Source organism: Microbispora sp. H10885 (assembly GCF_014161415.1).
Taxonomy (GTDB): domain Bacteria; phylum Actinomycetota; class Actinomycetes; order Streptosporangiales; family Streptosporangiaceae; genus Microbispora; species Microbispora triticiradicis.
This window is the reverse complement of record NZ_JABBWY010000019.1, coordinates 24924-41275: the sequence shown is the minus strand read 5'-3', so window position 1 is coordinate 41275 and position 16352 is coordinate 24924. Positions and strand designations below refer to the sequence as shown.

Below are 16352 nucleotides of genomic sequence, written 5' to 3'. Positions count from 1 at the left end.
GGGGGAGTGCGGCGTCCCAGTCGTTCCTGTGATCGGTTTCCCTGATCGTCCGGGGCGTCAGTCCTCGGCGGTCAGGCCCTCGCGGAGCTGGGCCAGGGTCCGGGCGAGCAGCCGGGACACGTGCATCTGCGAGATGCCCAGCTCGGTGGCGATCTGGGACTGCGTCATGTTGCCGAAGAAGCGCAGCAGGAGGATTCTCTTCTCCCGCGGCGGCAGGCGCTCCAGCAGTGGCTTGAGCGACTCGCGGTACTCCACGCCCTCCAGCGACTCGTCCACGATGCCGAGCGAGTCGGAGACCGCGGGAGCGTCGTCGTCGCCCGAGTCGGGCGCGTCGAGCGACACGGTGGAGTAGGCGTTGGCCGACTCCAGGCCCTCCAGGACCTCTTCCTCGGTCATCCCCAGGTGGACGGCGAGCTCGGCGACCGTGGGCGCCCGGCTCTCACGCTGGGACAGCTCGCTTATCGCCTTGGTGAGCGAGAGCTTGAGCTCCTGCAGCCGGCGCGGCACGCGGACCGCCCAGCCCTTGTCGCGGAAGTGCCGCTTGATCTCCCCGACGATGGTCGGGGTGGCGTACGTGGAGAACTCCACGCCGCGCCCGAGGTCGAAGCGGTCGATCGACTTGATGAGACCGATCGTGGCGACCTGCGTCAGGTCGTCGAGCCACTCGCCCCTGTTCCGGAAACGGCGGGCGAGGTACTCCACGAGCGGCAGGTGAAGCTCGACCAGCTCGTCGCGGATACGCTGGCGCCTCGGGTCGTCCGGCGGCAGCTCCGAGAGCTCGGCGAAGAGCGTGCGCGCGCGTACGCGGTCCGGCACCGCCGCCGAGTCGCCGGAGGCCATCGCACTCGTCCTTTCCGTCACGACGGCCTCGCCGCGCTCCGGCGCTTACGCAGCATGATCGCCAGATGGTCGGCGTGGTCGGAGATGGCATCCACGTCGTCGGCCAGTGCGGTCAGCACCATCCAGGCGAAGTCCTCCCGGTTGGGCGAGCTCACGCCGAGGGTGTTCACCTCGACGCGCACCGTCATCTCCGGGCCGGTGAGCTCGAACTCCGCGAGGAGGTCCGTTCCGGGTACGGCGTGGCGCAGCAGCATGGCGCATGCCTCGTCCACCGCGATGCGCAGGTCCTCGATCTGGTCGAGGGTGAAGTCGAGCCGTGCGGCGAGCCCGGCGGTGGCTGTGCGCAGCACGGACAGATAGGCGCTCACGGCGGGCAGCCGGACACTCACAGCATCGCGAATCCCGGTCAGATCCACCGCAGGCGTCTCGGTTTCCTCGGTCACGTTCCTCCTCGCCCCTTCGAGCCGGCTCACTGCCCGCTGACTGCAACTTACCGCCACTTGGACGGTGCTGCCCCGGCCAGACGCGCCGATTATGGCGTTCCTTGGAGGTAACTCCTCGTAAATTCCGTAGTACCGAATACGAAGCTTCTATGGAGTTTTGGTCGCGCCTGGCGTACATGCCCTTGTCGCGTGCTCTGGGCCGCTTTCCTGGGCCGCTTTCCGGGCGACCCGGCCCCGCGCGGCATGGCCGTGCGGGGCCTCGGTCCGCCCGATCAGGCGGCCTTGGTCTCCCAGAAGATCTTGGAAATCTCCTCGATCTTCGCCAGGAGGTCGTCCGCCAGCCCGGGGTCGACGGTGCCCTTGGCACCGGCCGCGCCCGCGAGCTTCGTCGCGTCCCAGAAGAGCTGGTGGAGCTGGGGGTACTGCTCAAGGTGCGGGGGCTTGAAGTAGTCGGTCCACAGCACCCAGAGGTGATGCTTGACCAGCTCGGCCCGCTGTTCCTTGATGAGCAGCGCGCGGGTCCGGAAGACCGGGTCGTCGTTGTCGGCGTACTTCTTAATGATCGCCTTCACCGACTCGGCCTCGATACGGGCCTGCGCCGGGTCGTAGACCCCGCACGGCAGGTCGCAGTGAGCGGACGCCTCGTGCCGGGGTCGCAGCAGTCGTGCGAGCATCGGAATCCTTCCTTAGGAATGCTGATGACAGCACCGTTCCAGAACCGACCTTACTCGTCTCGAAAACGCCACGCGGAGGGGGATGTGCTCACCGCCGTATGTGTCTCCGGCGACTCGATGCGGCCCGCGCTGCGACCCGGGGACTGGCTGCTGGTACGGCTCGGCGCCGCCGTGCGGCCGGGTGACGTGGTGGTCGCCAGGCGGCCGCACGGCCTGATCGTCAAGCGGGCCTTCCGGCTGACCGGCGACGGCTGGTGGCTGGAGAGCGACAACCAGTCGGCCCCCGGGCGCCGCGACAGCTGGGACTTCGGCGCGGTGCCCGAGGACGACGTCCTGGGCAGGGTCGTGCTGCGCTACTGGCCCAGGCCCGCGCTGCGCTTCCCCGCGCCGCCCGGCTGACGGGTGCGCCGGCCCACCGGATCAGGCGCCGCGCTTGCGGGCCCGGTACGCGGCCACGTTGGCCCGGCTGGCGCACCGCTCCGAGCAGTAGCGGCGCGACCGGTTGGAGGAGGTGTCGATGTAGACGTTGCGGCACGGCGACGCCTGGCAGAGGCCGAGCCGGTCGACGCCGAGCCGGGTGACCACGCTGGCGAGGCCCATGACCGACCCGACCGCCAGGGCGTCGGCGACCCGGCCGCCCTCGGTCAGGTGCAGGTGCCAGGGCTGGCCGTCGTGGCCGGAGATCTGCGGATGCACGGGATGCCGGACCAGCAGGCCGTTGAGGCGGTCGACCACGTCGACGTCGTCTCCTCCCGACGCGGCCTCGAACACCCCCGCGAGCTCCTCACGCAGTTCCCAGAGCGCGTCGATGTCCCGGCGGGTGAGGCGGGAGGCCGCCTCCGTACGGCCCGTCTCCTCCAGCAGCGACCGCAGGGAGAAGGGGGTTTTGAGCTCGTCGCCCATGTTGACCAGCTGAACGGCCAGCTCGGCGTAAGACGTCAAGTCCACTGGGGCGCCCATGTACGTAAGAGATCACTGGCAAAGCCGAGTATTACACGCCTCGTGGCCTGGGGGAACACCCATAGGGGCAACGATCTGGGGTCGCCGGGACGGGGGCGGGCGGTGGTTCGTGTGGCACAATCAGGAGACGGGTGACCCCCGTACCCCCTCAAGAGACGACCGTCAACGACGACGGCCTCCGGCGGCTACCGAAGCCTGGGCTCTCGTTCTCTTGACGGCGTCTACCGAAGGAACTCGTCCTTTCGACACTGGGGTCGCTGTGACCGTTACGCCTGATTCCTTGACTTCTCTCGATCTGGATCCCGCTTTCGCGCTGCACCGCGGCGGCAAGCTGGAGGTCCGCTCCACCGTCCCGGTCCGCGACGCCGGGGACCTGTCGCTCGCGTACACCCCGGGTGTCGCCCGCGTCTGCACCGCCATCGCCGACAACCCCGACCTGGTCAACGACTACACCTGGGTCTCCAACGTCGTGGCCGTGGTCTCCGACGGCACCGCGGTGCTGGGGCTCGGCGACATCGGGCCGGCCGCCGCGATGCCCGTGATGGAGGGCAAGGCCCTGCTGTTCAAGCAGTTCGCCGGGGTCGACGCGGTGCCCGTCTGCATCGACTGCACGGACGTGGACGCGATCGTCGAGACCGTGGTCCGGCTCGCGCCCTCGTTCGGCGGCGTCAACCTGGAGGACATCAGCGCCCCCCGCTGCTTCGAGGTGGAGGACCGCCTGCGGGCGCTTCTCGACATCCCCGTCTTCCACGACGACCAGCACGGCACCGCGATCGTGGTCCTCGCCGCGCTGCGCAACGCGGCTCGCCTCACCGGGCGGTCGCTCGGCGACCTGCGCGCCGTCGTCGCCGGCGCGGGCGCCTCCGGCGTCGCCGTCTCGCGCATCCTGCTGAACGCCGGGATCGGCGACATCGCGGTCGCCGACTCCAAGGGCATCATCCACACCGGCCGCGACGACCTGAACCAGGTCAAGTGGGCACTGGCCAGGGACACCAACAAGGCGGGCCTGACCGGCTCGACCGAGGGGGCCCTCGCCGGCGCCGACGTGTTCGTCGGGCTCTCCGGCTCCACCATCTCCGAGCGGGCCGTCGCCGGGATGGCGCGGGACGCGATCGTGTTCGCGCTGTCCAACCCCACCCCCGAGGTCGAGCCCTCGGTGGCGGCGCGGTACGCCCGCGTGGTCGCCACCGGCCGGTCCGACCACCCCAACCAGATCAACAACGTGCTGGCCTTCCCGGGGGTCTTCCGGGGCGCTCTCGACGTCCGCGCCAGGACCATCACCGAGAACATGAAGGTGGCGGCGGCCGAGGCCCTCGCGGCCGTGGTCGGGGACGACCTGTCGGAGAACTACGTGATCCCCTCGCCGTTCGACGCCCGGGTCGCCCCCGCGGTGATCGCCGCCGTCGCGCGTCAGGCCCGCGAGGACGGCGTCGCGCGTAAGTGACGCCACGCCCCGCCTGGGGCCGAAGGGCCGGACGCCGTGGCGTCCGGCCCTTTTTTCTCCACCGGGCACTTGGGAATCCCTTTACCTCGTCACGGTAGGTGCTATAAAGAGAGCTCTCCGTAACCTCATCGGCTGATGCCTGTCCCGGTTGGAAGAGCGATGCGACGTGACCTCGACCGCATCAAGGGCCTGACCCGACGGCTCGGCGGCCTCGGCGTGGGACAGCGGTTCCCCCATTCGTGGGAGGAGGGTGTGGCAAGCGTGACAGCACTGTGGAGGGCCGACGTCGAGCGGCGCAGGTTCCTGCTCGACTCCACCTTCGCCCTGGGAGCGGGCTCGGCGGGACTCGCTCACTGGCTGGCGGCACCGGACGCGACGCGGCTCGCCGCGACCGGGCCGCGCCGGGTCGGGGCCTCGGACGTGGCCGCGATCCGGGAGGTCACCCGATCCTTCGGGGAACTGGACAACCGGTTCGGCGGCGGCAGCGTGCGCGGGCCGGTCGTGCGCTACCTGCACACCGCCGTGACGCCGCTGCTGCGCGAGGGCGCGTACGGCGAGGTCACCGGGCGGTCGCTCGCGACCGCGGCGGCCGAGCTCACCCGGCTCGCCGGGTGGATGGCCTACGACCTCGAACAGCACGGGCTCGCCCAGCGCTACCTCATCCAGGCGCTCGGCCTGGCGCGGGGCGCGGGTGACCATGCGCTGAGCGGCGAGATCCTGGCCGGGATGAGCCACCAGGCCGTCTACATCGGGCACGCCCGGCACGGGCTGGAACTGGCCAGGGCAGGGGTCGAGGCGGCCCGGCGCTCGGGGGTCCTCACCCTGCTCGCCGAGACGCGTGTGCTGGAGGCGCACGCCCTCGCGCTGCTGGGGGACCGGGCGGGGTGCGGGAACGCGCTGCACGAGGCCGAGATCGCCTTCGACCGGCGCTCTCCGCAGAGCGAGCCCCGCTGGATCGGCTACTTCGACGAGGCCTACCTGGCCGCGAAGTCGGCCCACTGCCTGCGCGACCTCGGAGACGGAGGAGGAGCCGTACGGCAGGCCAGGCGGTCGCTGGTGATGGACGGGCGGTATGTGCGGGGGAGGATGTTCAACCTCGCGCTGCTCGCCTCGGCCCTGATCCAGGAAGGCGAACTGGAGGAGGCGTGCCAGGTCGCGTCCTCGGCGCTCGACGTGGCCGAGGGCATCCAGTCGGCCCGCACCCGGACCTACGTCGCGGACCTGCGCCGGCGACTGGCGCCGTACGCCGCGGATCCGCGGGTGGCCGCGCTGCTGGAGCGCGGCCGGCGTGCGGGCAGGGCGGCGGTCGGCGTGTGACGCCGCCGCGCCCTGACCGGACGGGTGCCCACGGTGGGGCCGGCCGCGAGGGACCGGACCCCACCGGAGGCGGGCGTCACTCGGACTTGGCCTCGGTGATGCCGAGCGTGCCGTCCTTGCGGACCAGCGAGCCGGACCACAGCGAGTAGGCCGCCTTGTAGACGCCGTAGGTCTCGCCGTCGAAGTACGGAGAGCTGATCATGTCGCTACGGCCGTTGTCGTCGGTGTCCCCGCCGAGGCTGGTCACACCGTTGATGTAGCCGAGACGGCGGGCGCTGCTGTACTTGAGGATCCAGGGGCCGCCGGACGAGCCGCCGGTCATCGAGCACTTGAGGCCCACCTGCTCCTCGGCCTTGACCGAGGCCTCCTTGACCGGGAAGTACGGCTTGCCGTAGCACCACTTGAGCTTCTCGCCGGTCCAGACGTAGTTGCCGTCTCCGTGCGGCGCCGCGGGGTAGCCGAACACGAAGACCGGCGCGCCGACCTTCTGGTTGTAGGCGAGGCCCTGGCCGCCGACGTTGTTGCCGAGCGGGCCGAGGTCCTTGTACACGTTCTTCTGGTAGTCCCAGCCGATGCCGCTGTAGACGGTGACGAACGAGTAGTCCCGGTCGGCGTCCTCGTACACGTCGAAGTCGTAGTGCGTGAACGCCTGCTTGCCGACGTACACGCCCCACGGGGCCTTGCCGTCGTAGTAACCCGGGATGAACACCCAGTTGTCGACGACCTGGTGGTTGCTCTCGATGTCGTAGACGCAGTGCCCGGCCGTGGCGACCAGGTTGTGGTACGCCGACTGCACCGAGGACGCGGAGCAGGAGTAGAGGCCACTGCCGATGGAGAAGAAGACCCGGCCGACGGTCTTCGGCAGGTTGACGTTCTTGGACTTCGCGGTGGTCTTCTTCTCGTCGCCGATCGCCGGCACGATGCCCGGCTTGCCGTCGGCGGCGGGGGCTCCCTTGGAAACGTGCTTGGGAACCGTGTTGTGCTCCATGCCGTACGGGTCGGCCGCCTTGAGCTTCGAGCCGCCTCCGTCGAGCCAGAACTTGACGGTCGGGCCGGCCTGGGCGGGGCCGGCCAGCTTGGCGCTGGACAGGACCCGGCCGGCCTGGGCCGGAGCGGTCAGGGCCGTTGCCGCGAGTCCCGCGGCGGCGATCGCGCCGATCGGGAGAAGCACGTGCTTCTTCATAGGGGGGTCGCTCCTCGCGCTGTACGTGGGACGTCACTTACGCCCCATGCGTCAGTAAAGGGATGTCAAGGAACTTACAGCACAGGAGCTTGTTGCCATAAGTCGTAGATAAGAAGACGTGTCCGGAATTAAGCCCGTTTTGTGTGCGGTATGTTTCGCGGCGGGTCACCGGTCGAAACGCCGTCAGGCGGGAGAAGTGACGCGCTCGTGCCGGGCGGCGTCGTACACGTGGAACAACTCGCCGTCGAAATAGGGCGAAAGGGCGATGGACTGGCCGGACGTGCCGATGGTCAGGCCGTTGAGGTAGCCGAGCCCGCGCCCGCCCCGGTAGGCGGCCAGCCACGGCGATCCGTCGGCGGACACGAAGGGCGCGCGTACGGCCACCAGTTCGTCCGCCTTTTGGGTCAGGTCCCAGACGCGAAACGGTCTTCCGTACGATCGGCTCAAGCCGGTGGGGGCGGCGCCGGCGGCGCGCCCGACGGGATAGCCGAAGACGGCGAGGGATCCGCCGACCGGGAGGTTGTAGGCCAGGCCCTGCTCGCCCACCTTGTCGCCGAGGCGGCCCGCGCGGGTCAGCAGCACGCCGGTGTAACCCGTACGCGTGCGGTACTTCGGACCGGTGAACGCGGCGTACCGCGCGGCGCCGGAAAGCGCGACCCGCCGGGGCAGCACGCCGTCGTGGACGCCGACGAAGGCGTAGTCGCGGTCGAGGTCGCCGTAGCGGGTGAAGTCCTGGTGGGCGAAGGCCTGCTTTCCGGGATAGATACCGAGGGGGGCCGAGCCCCGGGCGAAACCGGGCACGAAGACCCAGTAGCGGTAGGTCCGGGCCGCCCCCGAGCCTCGCCGTACGGGCTCGTACACGCAGTGGCCGGCGGTCGCGACGAGGTTGCGGTGGTCGGCCTGGACCGAGGTGCCCGCGCACCAGTGCGGGCGGTGGTCGGCGCCGACGAAGAAGACCCTGCCCGCGGTTCTCGGCAGGTTGACGTTCCGTGCGGTGCCGGGCACCCGCCTGGCCCCGGCGACGGCGGGCACCACGCCCCGGTCACCGCCGGGCTCCGCGTCGCCGCGCGGTGCGCGGGTGGCGGCGATTGTCGCAGGCAGGAGATAGGGCGTCGCGACGGTGAGCGCACGCGCGCCCTGCCCGAGCCAGTAGGCGAGTGCGGAGGAGACCTCCGTCTGGGGAACCAGCGGGCTCGTCACCGTGATGTCGTAGGCCCGCGCGGGTGCGGGAACGACCGCGGCGAGCAACGCGGACGTCGCCACCGCCCCTGACAGCGGGGCGAGGATGCGCTTCACCCGATCTCCTTGCCGTGGAACGTTTCCCGCGCGGCACTCGTCGACGCGATGCGAAGGAACATACAGCGCATAGGCCTCACGTCGGAAACAACCGCGAAAAAAGGAACAGGGCCCAGCCGGAGCCGGGCCCTGTGTGTCAAGCCGATCGGTCAGAGCGCGTACGCACTCAGGCGATCGAGCCGGACCAGTTGTTCTTGGCCGCGCTGTAGACGCCGTAGGTCTCGCCGTCGAAGTACGGGGAGACGGAGGTGTCGTAACGGTCGTTGCCGTCGGTGTCGGAGACGCCGATGGTCACGCCGTTCAGGTAGCCGAGACGACGGCCGTTGTTGTACTTGAGCAGCCACGCCGAGCCGAGCGAGCCCTCACCGGTGAAGGAGGACTTGACGCCCTGGAGCTCCTCCGCCTTGATCGCCGGAGCGGTCGCGGGGAAGGTCTTGCCGTAGCTCCACTTGAGGGTGTTGCCGGAGAAGGCGTGGTTGCCGTCCGGGTGCGAGCCGCTCGGGTAGCCGAACACGAAGACCGGCTGGCCGATCTTCTGGTTGTAGGCCAGGCCCTGCCCGCCGACGTTGTCGCCGAGGCGACCCGCGTCGACGAACTTCCAGACGTAGTACTTGCCGCCCTCGGTCCCCGCCAGCAGGAACGGGTAGTTCTTGGCGTAGGCGTCCCAGGTCGCCTTCGGAACCTCGGTGCGGTTCACGGGGGCCGAGCGGTCCGCCGTGCCACCGTTGACCTTGAGGCCGTTGTAGACGGTGACGAACGCGTAGTCGCGGTCGCCGTCCTCGTAGACGTCGTAGTCGTAGTGGGTGTAGGCCGTCTTGCCGACGTACACGCCCCACGGGGTCTTGCCCTGGTAGTAACCCGGGATGAAGACCCAGTAGTTCAGCGTCGCCTTGTTGGACACCGTGTCGTAGACGCAGTGACCGGCCGTGGCGACCAGGTTGTGGTACGACGACTGCACCGAGGTCGCGGTGCACCAGTGCGGGTTGACCGCGACGACCTTGGGGTGCTGCCGCGTGCCGACGTTCTTGAACCCGTCCGCGAAGAACACCTTGCCGGTGGTCTTGGGGAGGTTCACGTTCTTCGACTTGGCGGCGGTCTTCTTCTCGTCGCCGATCGCCGGGACGATGCCGGGCTTGCTGTCGGCCGCGGGGCCACCCTTGGAGAGGTGCTTGGCGGCGACCTTGGTCTCGACGTTGTACGGCGTGGCGGCGATCAGGTTGGCCGCGTTCTCCGCCAGCCAGAAGGCGGCGATGTTCTTGGCCTGGATGCCGGTCGACGCCAGCGGGTCACTGGCGACGTCGCCGGCCGCCTGGGCGGGGGTGACGAGACCGGCGGCGAGCAGGCCGGCGGTGGCCACGAGGCCACCGAAAGCAAGAGTGCGCTTCATGGGGAAACTCCTTGGTCTGGCGTGAGACGCCTCATGCGCCCCATCCGTCAGTGAAGGGATGGCTGGACCATACAGGGACGATCTTGAGATGCGGTAGCGGTTCCCGTGCCGTCTCAGGCCGCCGGAGCGGCGAGATCAATCCGTAATCTTCACGCCAAGGAGTGCTTTTTACGACCTAGGCAGACATTTGCCCAGATAGTCGGTCAAGTGCGAGTGTGGGGAGCAAGGGACGCCTGGGGCGTTTGTTTCGGTCCACAAAAACGGCGGTGTGATGCGAATCACATGAAACGAATGCCACCGGATCGGCCCGTGGCGCGTCTAAGGGCCCCCTTGAACGCCCCGAGCCCCGGCGTAGTACGGCCGGGGCTCCGGGTGGGATGGAACCTGTTCGCTCGCCGCCGAGGGGTTCTCCGCCGGCCGGACGAGGGTGGTACGGGTGCGGGCCGGTGGGTTCACCACCGGCCCGCGGTCGTGCGGTCGTCCGCGCGAGTGGGACTCGCGTGAGGACTACTGCGCGGTGATCTTGCCGGACCAGTTGTTCTTGGCCGCGTTGTAGACGCCGTAGGTCTCGCCGTCGAAGTACGGGGAGACGGAGGTGTCGTACCGGTCGTTGCCGTCGGTGTCGGAGACGCCGATGGTCACGCCGTTCAGGTAGCCGAGACGACGGGCGCTCTTGTACTGCAGCAGCCAGGACGAGCCGAGCGCGCCCTCACCGGTGAAGGAAGACTTCACGCCCTGGAGCTCCTCGGCCTTGATGGCCGCAGCGGTCGCGGCGAAGGTCTTGCCGTAGCTCCACTTGAGGGTCTTGCCGGAGAAGGCGTGGTTGCCGTCCGGGTGCGACCCGCTCGGGTAGCCGAAGACGTAGACCGAGCTGCCGATCTTCTGGTTGTAGGCCAGGCCCTGCCCGCCCACGTTGTCGCCGAGACGGCCGACGTCCTTGATGACGAGCCGGCGCTTCTCCCACGACGGGAGCACGCCGTTGTACACGGTGACGAACGCGTAGTCGCGGTCGCCGTCCTCGTACACGTCGTAGTCGTAGTGGGTGTAGGCCGTCTTGCCGACGTAGATGCCCCACGGGGTCTTGCCCTGGTAGTAACCCGGGACGAACACCCAGTAGTCCATCGTGGCCTTGTTGGACACGGTGTCGTACACGCAGTGACCCGCGGTCGCGACCAGGTTGTGGTAGGTCGACTGCACGGAGGTGGCCGAGCACCAGTGCGGCCTGCCGTCGGCGCCGCGGAAGAACACCTTGCCCGTGGTCTTGGGCAGGTTCACGTTCTTCGAGGTGCTGCTCGACTTCTTCTCGTCACCGATGGCCGGCACGACGCCGGGCTTGCTGTCCGCGGACGGCCCGCCCTTGGAGACGTGCTTGGCGGCGACCTTGGTCTCGACGGCGTACGGCGTGGCGTTCTCGAAGTTCGACGCCCGCTCGCCCCGCCAGTACTTGATGACCTGGAGGGCGGCCGAGTTCGTGGAGGCCAGGTTGTCGTTGGCCCAGGTCCGGCCGGCCGCCTGGGCGGGGGCGGCGAGACCGGCGGCGAGGAGGCCGGCGGTGGCGACGAGGCCACCGAAAGCCAGAGTGCGCTTCATTGAGGGTGTGCTCCTTGCTCTGTCGTGAGACGCCTCATGCGTCCCATGCGTCAGTAAAGGGATCGCCAAGGAACATACCGGGCAGATCTTCACGACAGAAAGCGTTCGCGGCGCCTCGGAGAGGAGCCGTCGGCGCGTTACCGTTCCGTTATCGGATTCGGCTCCGGTTTGGGGTAGCCGAAACGGAGCCGAGTGCGCAGGTGGAGCGGAAGGCTGAGTCCTCGCTGTGAGGAGGCGGGGGAAGGGTGCAGCTCTCGTCTGTGTGAGCCAAATCACAGTGCCCGGAGGGAGCGGAATCGGCAGCCGAACCGTCTAAGCCCGCCCCGATCCCCGTCTCCGGGCGCCCGGATCGCCGCCTCCGGCGCCCGGAGACGCCGAAAGGGCCCGGCTCGGAAGCCGGGCCCTTCGGGTGGACCGTGTCAGGGTTTGGACCCCTGACGGGTGACCGCTTGCGCTCTCGAGGAGAGTTAGGCGATCGAGCCGGACCAGTTGTTCTTGGCCGCGCTGTAGACGCCGTAGGTCTCGCCGTCGAAGTACGGGGAGACGGAGGTGTCGTAACGGTCGTTGCCGTCGGTGTCGGAGACGCCGATGGTCACGCCGTTCAGGTAGCCGAGACGACGGCCGTTGTTGTACTTGAGCAGCCACGCCGAACCCAGCGAGCCCTCACCGGTGAAGGAGGACTTCACGCCCTGCAGCTCCTCGGCCTTGACCGACGGAGCGGTCGCGGCGAAGGTCTTGCCGTAGGTCCACTTGAGGGTCTTGCCGGTGAAGGCCTGGTTGCCGTCGGGGTGCTTGCCGCTCGGGTAGCCGAACACGAAGACCGGCTGGCCGATCTTCTGGTTGTAGGCCAGACCCTGACCACCCACGTTGTCGCCGAGGCGACCGGCGTCAGCGAACTTCCACACGTAGAACTTGCCGTTGGCGGCGTAGTGGGGCAGAGCGTCCTCGTCGTGGTACGCCTTGAAGGTGTTGAAGTCCACCTCCTGGAAGCCGGCGTACGACTTCAGCTCGTCCCACTTGCGGTCCTTGATCAGCTGCCAGATGCCGGCGAAGCCGTCGTGGGGGAACTTGATGCCGTTGTACACGGTGACGAACGCGTAGTCGCGGTCGCCGTCCTCGTACACGTCGTAGTCGTAGTGGGTGTAGGCCGTCTTGCCGACGTACACGCCCCACGGGGTCTTGCCCTGGTAGTAACCCGGGATGAAGACCCAGTAGTTCAGCGTCGCCTTGTTGGACACCGTGTCGTAGACGCAGTGGCCAGCGGTGGCGACCAGGTTGCGGTACGCCGACTGGATCGAGGTCGCCGTGCACCAGTGCGGGTTCACGGCCTGCGGGTACCAGTGGTTGCCCCGACCGTGGACCCACTTGAACCCGTCCGCGAAGAACACCTTGCCGGTGGTCTTGGGGAGGTTCACGTTCTTCGACTTGGCGGCGGTCTTCTTCTCGTCGCCGATCGCCGGAACGACGCCGGGCTTGCTGTCGGCCGCCGGGCCACCCTTGGAGATGTGCTTGGCGACGACCTTGGTCTCGACGTTGTACGGCGTGGCGTTGATCAGGTTGGCCGCGTTCTCCGCCAGCCAGAAGGCGGCGATGTTCTTGGCCTGGATGCCGGTGGCGGCCAGCGGGGCGCTGGCGACGTCACTGCCGGCCTGGGCCGGGGCGGCGAGCCCCGCGGCCAGGAGCCCGGCGGTGGCGACGAGGCCACCGAAGGCGAGAGTGCGCTTCACAGGAACTCCTTGCTCTGTCGTGGAACGCCTCATGCGTCCCATGCGTCAGTAAAGGGATAGGCAGAACCATACAGCGCAGATCTTGCGGACGTATGGCAGCTTTTGACGTCTAATCCGACTCCGCCCGCTTGTGACCAATTCGTGATGTCGTCACCACGGGGGATGGATCGTTCCGGGCGGGCCATTGCCGCAGCTAGAGAATCTTCCTTTCCGGGTCTTCACCGGCGGTCGTGGAAATCCTTGTGCCGGGGCGTCAGGAATGGCTGTGACGCGAATCACACCGCTGTGATGGCACTGGTCGGGCGGCTGATCCGTCTAACGCGCCCGGGCCTCACCTAGGGTGGCCGAATGGTGGCGCGACACCGCGAACGGAGAAAGGCACGTTTCCGGCCACGTCGCGCGAGGCTCTCTCTTGGTTTACCTCTCCCGGGCAGAGAATGCGGCCGTCGTGGCGTATTGGGAGAAAACGAAAGAGCCCGGCCGGAGGCCGGGCTCTTCGTCAAGCCTGAACCGCTGGGATCAGTGGTTCAGCGGGTTCTCCCACGGCACCGCGATGGAGCCGGACCAGTTGTTCTTGGCCGCGCTGTAGACGCCGTAGGTCTCGCCGTCGAAGTACGGGGAGACGGAGGTGTCGTAACGGTCGTTGCCGTCGGTGTCGGAGACGCCGATGGTCACGCCGTTCAGGTAGCCGAGACGACGGCCGTTGTTGTACTTGAGCAGCCAGGACGAGCCGAGCGCGCCCTCACCGGTGAAGGAGGACTTGACGGCCTGCAGCTCCTCGGCCTTGACCGACGGAGCGGTCGCGGCGAAGGTCTTGCCGTAGGTCCACTTGAGGGTCTTGCCGGTGAAGGCCTGGTTGCCGTCGGGGTGCTTGCCGCTCGGGTAGCCGAACACGAAGACCGGCTGGCCGATCTTCTGGTTGTAGGCCAGACCCTGACCACCCACGTTGTCGCCCAGGCGACCCGCGTCCTCGAACGCCCACACGTAGTAGGTGTTGCCGACGTGGCAGACCCACTTCGAGCCACGGAACCACACCGGGAACTTGCTGTAGGTCTCGTAGGAAACCTTCTTCCACGAGCCCGGGTTCGCCGGCGTGAACGGGATGACCCCGTCGTGGTTGAACTTGAGGCCGTTGTACACGGTGACGAACGCGTAGTCGCGGTCGCCGTCCTCGTACACGTCGTAGTCGTAGTGCGTGTAGGCGGTCTTACCGACGTAGATGCCCCACGGGGTCTTGCTCTGGTAGTAACCCGGAACGAACACCCAGTTCTTCAGGGTGGCCGCGTTGGACTCGGTGTCGTAGACACAGTGTCCGGCGGTCGCGACCATGTTGTGGTAGGCGGACTGCACGGAGGTGGCGGAGCACCAGTGCGGCCTGCCGTCGGCGCCGTCGAAGAAGACCTTGCCCGTGGTCTTGGGCAGGTTCACGTTCTTCGACTTCGCGGCCGACTTCTTCTCGTCGCCGATCGCCGGAACCACACCGGGCTTGCTGTCCGCAGCCGGACCGCCCTTGCTGATGTGCTTGGCGACGACCTTGGTCTCGACGTTGTAAGGCGTCGCGTTGACCAGGTTCGCGTACTCGTTGTTCCACCAGTAGGCGGCCGTGGCCCAAGCCGCGATGCCGTTGGTGGCGAGTGCGTCGCTGGCGACGTCGTTGGCGGCCTGAGCCGGGGCGGCGAGGCCCGCGGCCAGGAGGCCGGCGGTGGCGACGAGGCCACCGAAAGCCAGAGTGCGCTTCATGGGAACTCCTTGGTCTGTCGTGAGACGCCTCTTGCGTCCCATCCGTCAGAAGAGGGATGGCCAGACCTTACAGCCCCGATTTGGACCGAAACAGGCGAACAGGACAGGCCTCGGGCCCCGCCGCGCGCCGAGATCTTCGCGTGACCTGACTGACGGAGTGAAAACCTTTCTGTCGACCCGTCCTGCCGATCGTTTCCGCAGCCTGGGAGTTCCCTGGGAGTTTTCTGACCGAATCCTGTGGAAGGGCGTGACGTCGACGGCCGTGTCACGATGTGACGCAAATCACAGCATCTGAGTGGAACGGGATGTAACGACGCCGCCTGACCTGGGTCTTCGCATCGGGCGGCGTCGCGCTTCCCTGTCCCTGGGTTTACGTCCCCGTCGCAGAATTTCCGTCGGTACGCCGGAAGGCCCGGCTGAGGACAGCCGGGCCTTCCGTGGGGGGTGTCGCCGCGTGCGGCGATCAGGCGGATCAGGCGATGGAGCCGGACCAGACGTTGGCGGCGGCCTTGTAGACGCCGTAGGTCTCGCCGTCAAAGTACGGGGAGACGCTGGTGTCGATCCGGTCGTTGCCGTCGGTGTCGGAGACACCGCTGGTGACGCCGTTCAGGTAGCCCAGGCGACGGCTGCTCGAGTAGTTGAGCAGCCACGCGGAGCCCGAGGAGCCCTCACCGGTGAAGGAGGACTTCACGCCCTGGAGCTCCTCGGCCTTCACGGCCGGGGCCTTGGCGGCGAAGGTCTTGCCGTACGACCACTTGAGGGTCTGGCCGGAGAAGGCGTGGTTGCCGTCCGGGTGCGACCCGCTCGGGTAGCCGAACACGTAGACGTACTTGCCGATCTTCTGGTTGTAGGCGAAGCCCTGGCCGCCGACGTTGTCGCCCAGGCGACCGGCGTCGGTGAACTTCACCACGTAGTACTTGCCGCCCCTGGCCTTGCGGATGAAGCGGTCGTACTTGTTGTACTCCTTCTTGTCGACCTGCTTCCAGTTCCACTCGGCGACGTTGCGCAGGTCGCCGCCGCGGCCGGCCTTGATGCCGTTGTAGACGGTCACGAACGCGTAGTCGCGGTCGCCGTCCTCGTACACGTCGAAGTCGTAGTGGGTGTAGGCCGTCTTGCCGACGTAGATGCCCCACGGAGCCTTGCCCTGGTAGTAACCGGGCACGAAGACCCAGTACTTCATGGTGGCCTTGTTCGACTCGGTGTCGTACACGCAGTGGCCGGCGGTGGCGACCACGTTGTGGTACTTCGACTGCAGCGAGGTGGCGGTGCACCAGTGCGGCCTGTGGTCGGCGCCGACGAAGAAGACCTTGCCGGTGGTACGCGGCAGGTTCACGTTCTTGGAAGCGCCGCTGGCCTTGGTGCCGCCGCCGGTGGGGGCGACGGTGCCCGGCTTGCTGTCCGCGGACGGCCCGCCCTTGGAGATGTGCTTGGCGGGGACCTGAGTCTCGTACCCGTACGGGGTGGCGTTGACCAGGTTGGCGGCCTTCTCGGTCAGCCAGTAGGCGACGATGTTCTTCGCGGCGACTCCGCTCGCGGCCAGGGTGTCCGAGGCCGTGTCGGGAGCGGCCTGAGCCGGCCCTGCCAGGGTGGCCCCGACGAGGCCGGCGGCGGCGATGCCTCCGATGGGGAGGATCAGGCGCCTGACTCGGGTGTTCATGAAACTCCAGGTGCTGTCGTGTGGGACGCCTCATGCGTCCCACCCGTGTGTAAAGGGCTAGTAAAGACAGTACCTGCGCTCTTAACCCCTGTTT

14 protein-coding genes are annotated in these 16352 nt (G+C 68.1%); 3 read left to right on the top strand and 11 right to left on the bottom strand.

Going from position 1 to position 16352, the window contains the following annotated elements:
* Positions 1–57: 57 nt before the first annotated feature.
* The 3 genes from HHX37_RS34695 to sodN all read right to left on the bottom strand — a co-directional run bounded on the left by HHX37_RS34695 (position 58) and on the right by sodN (position 1957).
* Complete coding sequence (locus HHX37_RS34695; protein WP_220499890.1) at positions 58–840, bottom strand: RNA polymerase sigma factor SigF; 783 nt, start codon at positions 838–840, stop codon at positions 58–60.
* A gap of 17 nt (positions 841–857) precedes the next feature.
* Positions 858–1283: an anti-sigma factor gene (locus tag HHX37_RS34690; protein WP_111700803.1), complete on the bottom strand. Its 426-nt coding sequence runs from the start codon at positions 1281–1283 to the stop codon at positions 858–860.
* A 272-nt stretch (positions 1284–1555) separates the two neighbouring features.
* The gene (gene sodN, locus HHX37_RS34685; RefSeq protein WP_111700802.1) at positions 1556–1957 is read right to left on the bottom strand and encodes a superoxide dismutase, Ni; all 402 of its coding nucleotides are present in this window, start codon (positions 1955–1957) and stop codon (positions 1556–1558) included.
* Positions 1958–2041: 84 nt separating this feature from the next.
* On the opposite strand from sodN, the gene HHX37_RS34680 reads away from it, so the two are divergent.
* Positions 2042–2356: a S24 family peptidase gene (locus tag HHX37_RS34680; RefSeq protein WP_244302491.1), complete on the top strand. Its 315-nt coding sequence runs from the start codon at positions 2042–2044 to the stop codon at positions 2354–2356.
* Between the two features lie 21 nt (positions 2357–2377).
* Here HHX37_RS34680 and HHX37_RS34675 read toward each other — a convergent pair whose 3' ends face one another.
* Positions 2378–2905, bottom strand: coding sequence for a CGNR zinc finger domain-containing protein (locus HHX37_RS34675; RefSeq protein ID WP_310740671.1), 528 nt, complete (start codon positions 2903–2905; stop codon positions 2378–2380).
* Positions 2906–3197: 292 nt separating this feature from the next.
* Here HHX37_RS34675 and HHX37_RS34670 point away from each other — a divergent pair, with 292 nt between their 5' ends.
* The gene (locus HHX37_RS34670) at positions 3198–4361 is read left to right on the top strand and encodes an NAD(P)-dependent malic enzyme (RefSeq protein ID WP_244302494.1); all 1164 of its coding nucleotides are present in this window, start codon (positions 3198–3200) and stop codon (positions 4359–4361) included.
* A 159-nt stretch (positions 4362–4520) separates the two neighbouring features.
* The gene (locus tag HHX37_RS34665) at positions 4521–5678 is read left to right on the top strand and encodes a hypothetical protein (RefSeq protein WP_182888100.1); all 1158 of its coding nucleotides are present in this window, start codon (positions 4521–4523) and stop codon (positions 5676–5678) included.
* A gap of 76 nt (positions 5679–5754) precedes the next feature.
* Here HHX37_RS34665 and HHX37_RS34660 read toward each other — a convergent pair whose 3' ends face one another.
* The 7 genes from HHX37_RS34660 to HHX37_RS34630 all read right to left on the bottom strand — a co-directional run bounded on the left by HHX37_RS34660 (position 5755) and on the right by HHX37_RS34630 (position 16258).
* Positions 5755–6861, bottom strand: a complete 1107-nt coding sequence (locus tag HHX37_RS34660) for a trypsin-like serine peptidase (RefSeq protein WP_182883773.1) — start codon at positions 6859–6861, stop codon at positions 5755–5757.
* Positions 6862–7044: 183 nt separating this feature from the next.
* Positions 7045–8157, bottom strand: a complete 1113-nt coding sequence (locus tag HHX37_RS34655) for a trypsin-like serine peptidase (protein WP_182888099.1) — start codon at positions 8155–8157, stop codon at positions 7045–7047.
* A 166-nt stretch (positions 8158–8323) separates the two neighbouring features.
* On the bottom strand, positions 8324–9544 hold the full coding sequence (locus tag HHX37_RS34650; protein WP_182888098.1) for a trypsin-like serine peptidase: 1221 nt from the start codon (positions 9542–9544) through the stop codon (positions 8324–8326).
* 507 nt (positions 9545–10051) lie between these two features.
* Positions 10052–11134: a trypsin-like serine peptidase gene (locus HHX37_RS34645; RefSeq protein ID WP_182888097.1), complete on the bottom strand. Its 1083-nt coding sequence runs from the start codon at positions 11132–11134 to the stop codon at positions 10052–10054.
* A 467-nt stretch (positions 11135–11601) separates the two neighbouring features.
* Positions 11602–12861: a trypsin-like serine peptidase gene (locus HHX37_RS34640; protein WP_111700794.1), complete on the bottom strand. Its 1260-nt coding sequence runs from the start codon at positions 12859–12861 to the stop codon at positions 11602–11604.
* Between the two features lie 519 nt (positions 12862–13380).
* Positions 13381–14601 (bottom strand): trypsin-like serine peptidase, encoded by a 1221-nt coding sequence (locus tag HHX37_RS34635; RefSeq protein WP_182877741.1) that lies wholly within the window; start codon positions 14599–14601, stop codon positions 13381–13383.
* Between the two features lie 472 nt (positions 14602–15073).
* The gene (locus tag HHX37_RS34630; RefSeq protein WP_182888096.1) at positions 15074–16258 is read right to left on the bottom strand and encodes a trypsin-like serine peptidase; all 1185 of its coding nucleotides are present in this window, start codon (positions 16256–16258) and stop codon (positions 15074–15076) included.
* Positions 16259–16352: the final 94 nt, after the last annotated feature.

Excerpts from the sequence above, each read along its gene's own strand:
- HHX37_RS34695 (WP_220499890.1), bottom strand. The coding sequence starts at position 840 with ATGGCCTCCGGCGACTCGGCGGCGGTGCCGGACCGCGTACGCGCGCGC.
- sodN (WP_111700802.1), bottom strand. The coding sequence starts at position 1,957 with ATGCTCGCACGACTGCTGCGACCCCGGCACGAGGCGTCCGCTCACTGC.
- HHX37_RS34665 (WP_182888100.1), top strand. The coding sequence starts at position 4,521 with ATGCGACGTGACCTCGACCGCATCAAGGGCCTGACCCGACGGCTCGGC.
- HHX37_RS34660 (WP_182883773.1), bottom strand. The coding sequence starts at position 6,861 with ATGAAGAAGCACGTGCTTCTCCCGATCGGCGCGATCGCCGCCGCGGGA.
- HHX37_RS34650 (WP_182888098.1), bottom strand. The coding sequence starts at position 9,544 with ATGAAGCGCACTCTTGCTTTCGGTGGCCTCGTGGCCACCGCCGGCCTG.
- HHX37_RS34645 (WP_182888097.1), bottom strand. The coding sequence starts at position 11,134 with ATGAAGCGCACTCTGGCTTTCGGTGGCCTCGTCGCCACCGCCGGCCTC.
- HHX37_RS34635 (WP_182877741.1), bottom strand. The coding sequence starts at position 14,601 with ATGAAGCGCACTCTGGCTTTCGGTGGCCTCGTCGCCACCGCCGGCCTC.
- HHX37_RS34630 (WP_182888096.1), bottom strand. The coding sequence starts at position 16,258 with ATGAACACCCGAGTCAGGCGCCTGATCCTCCCCATCGGAGGCATCGCC.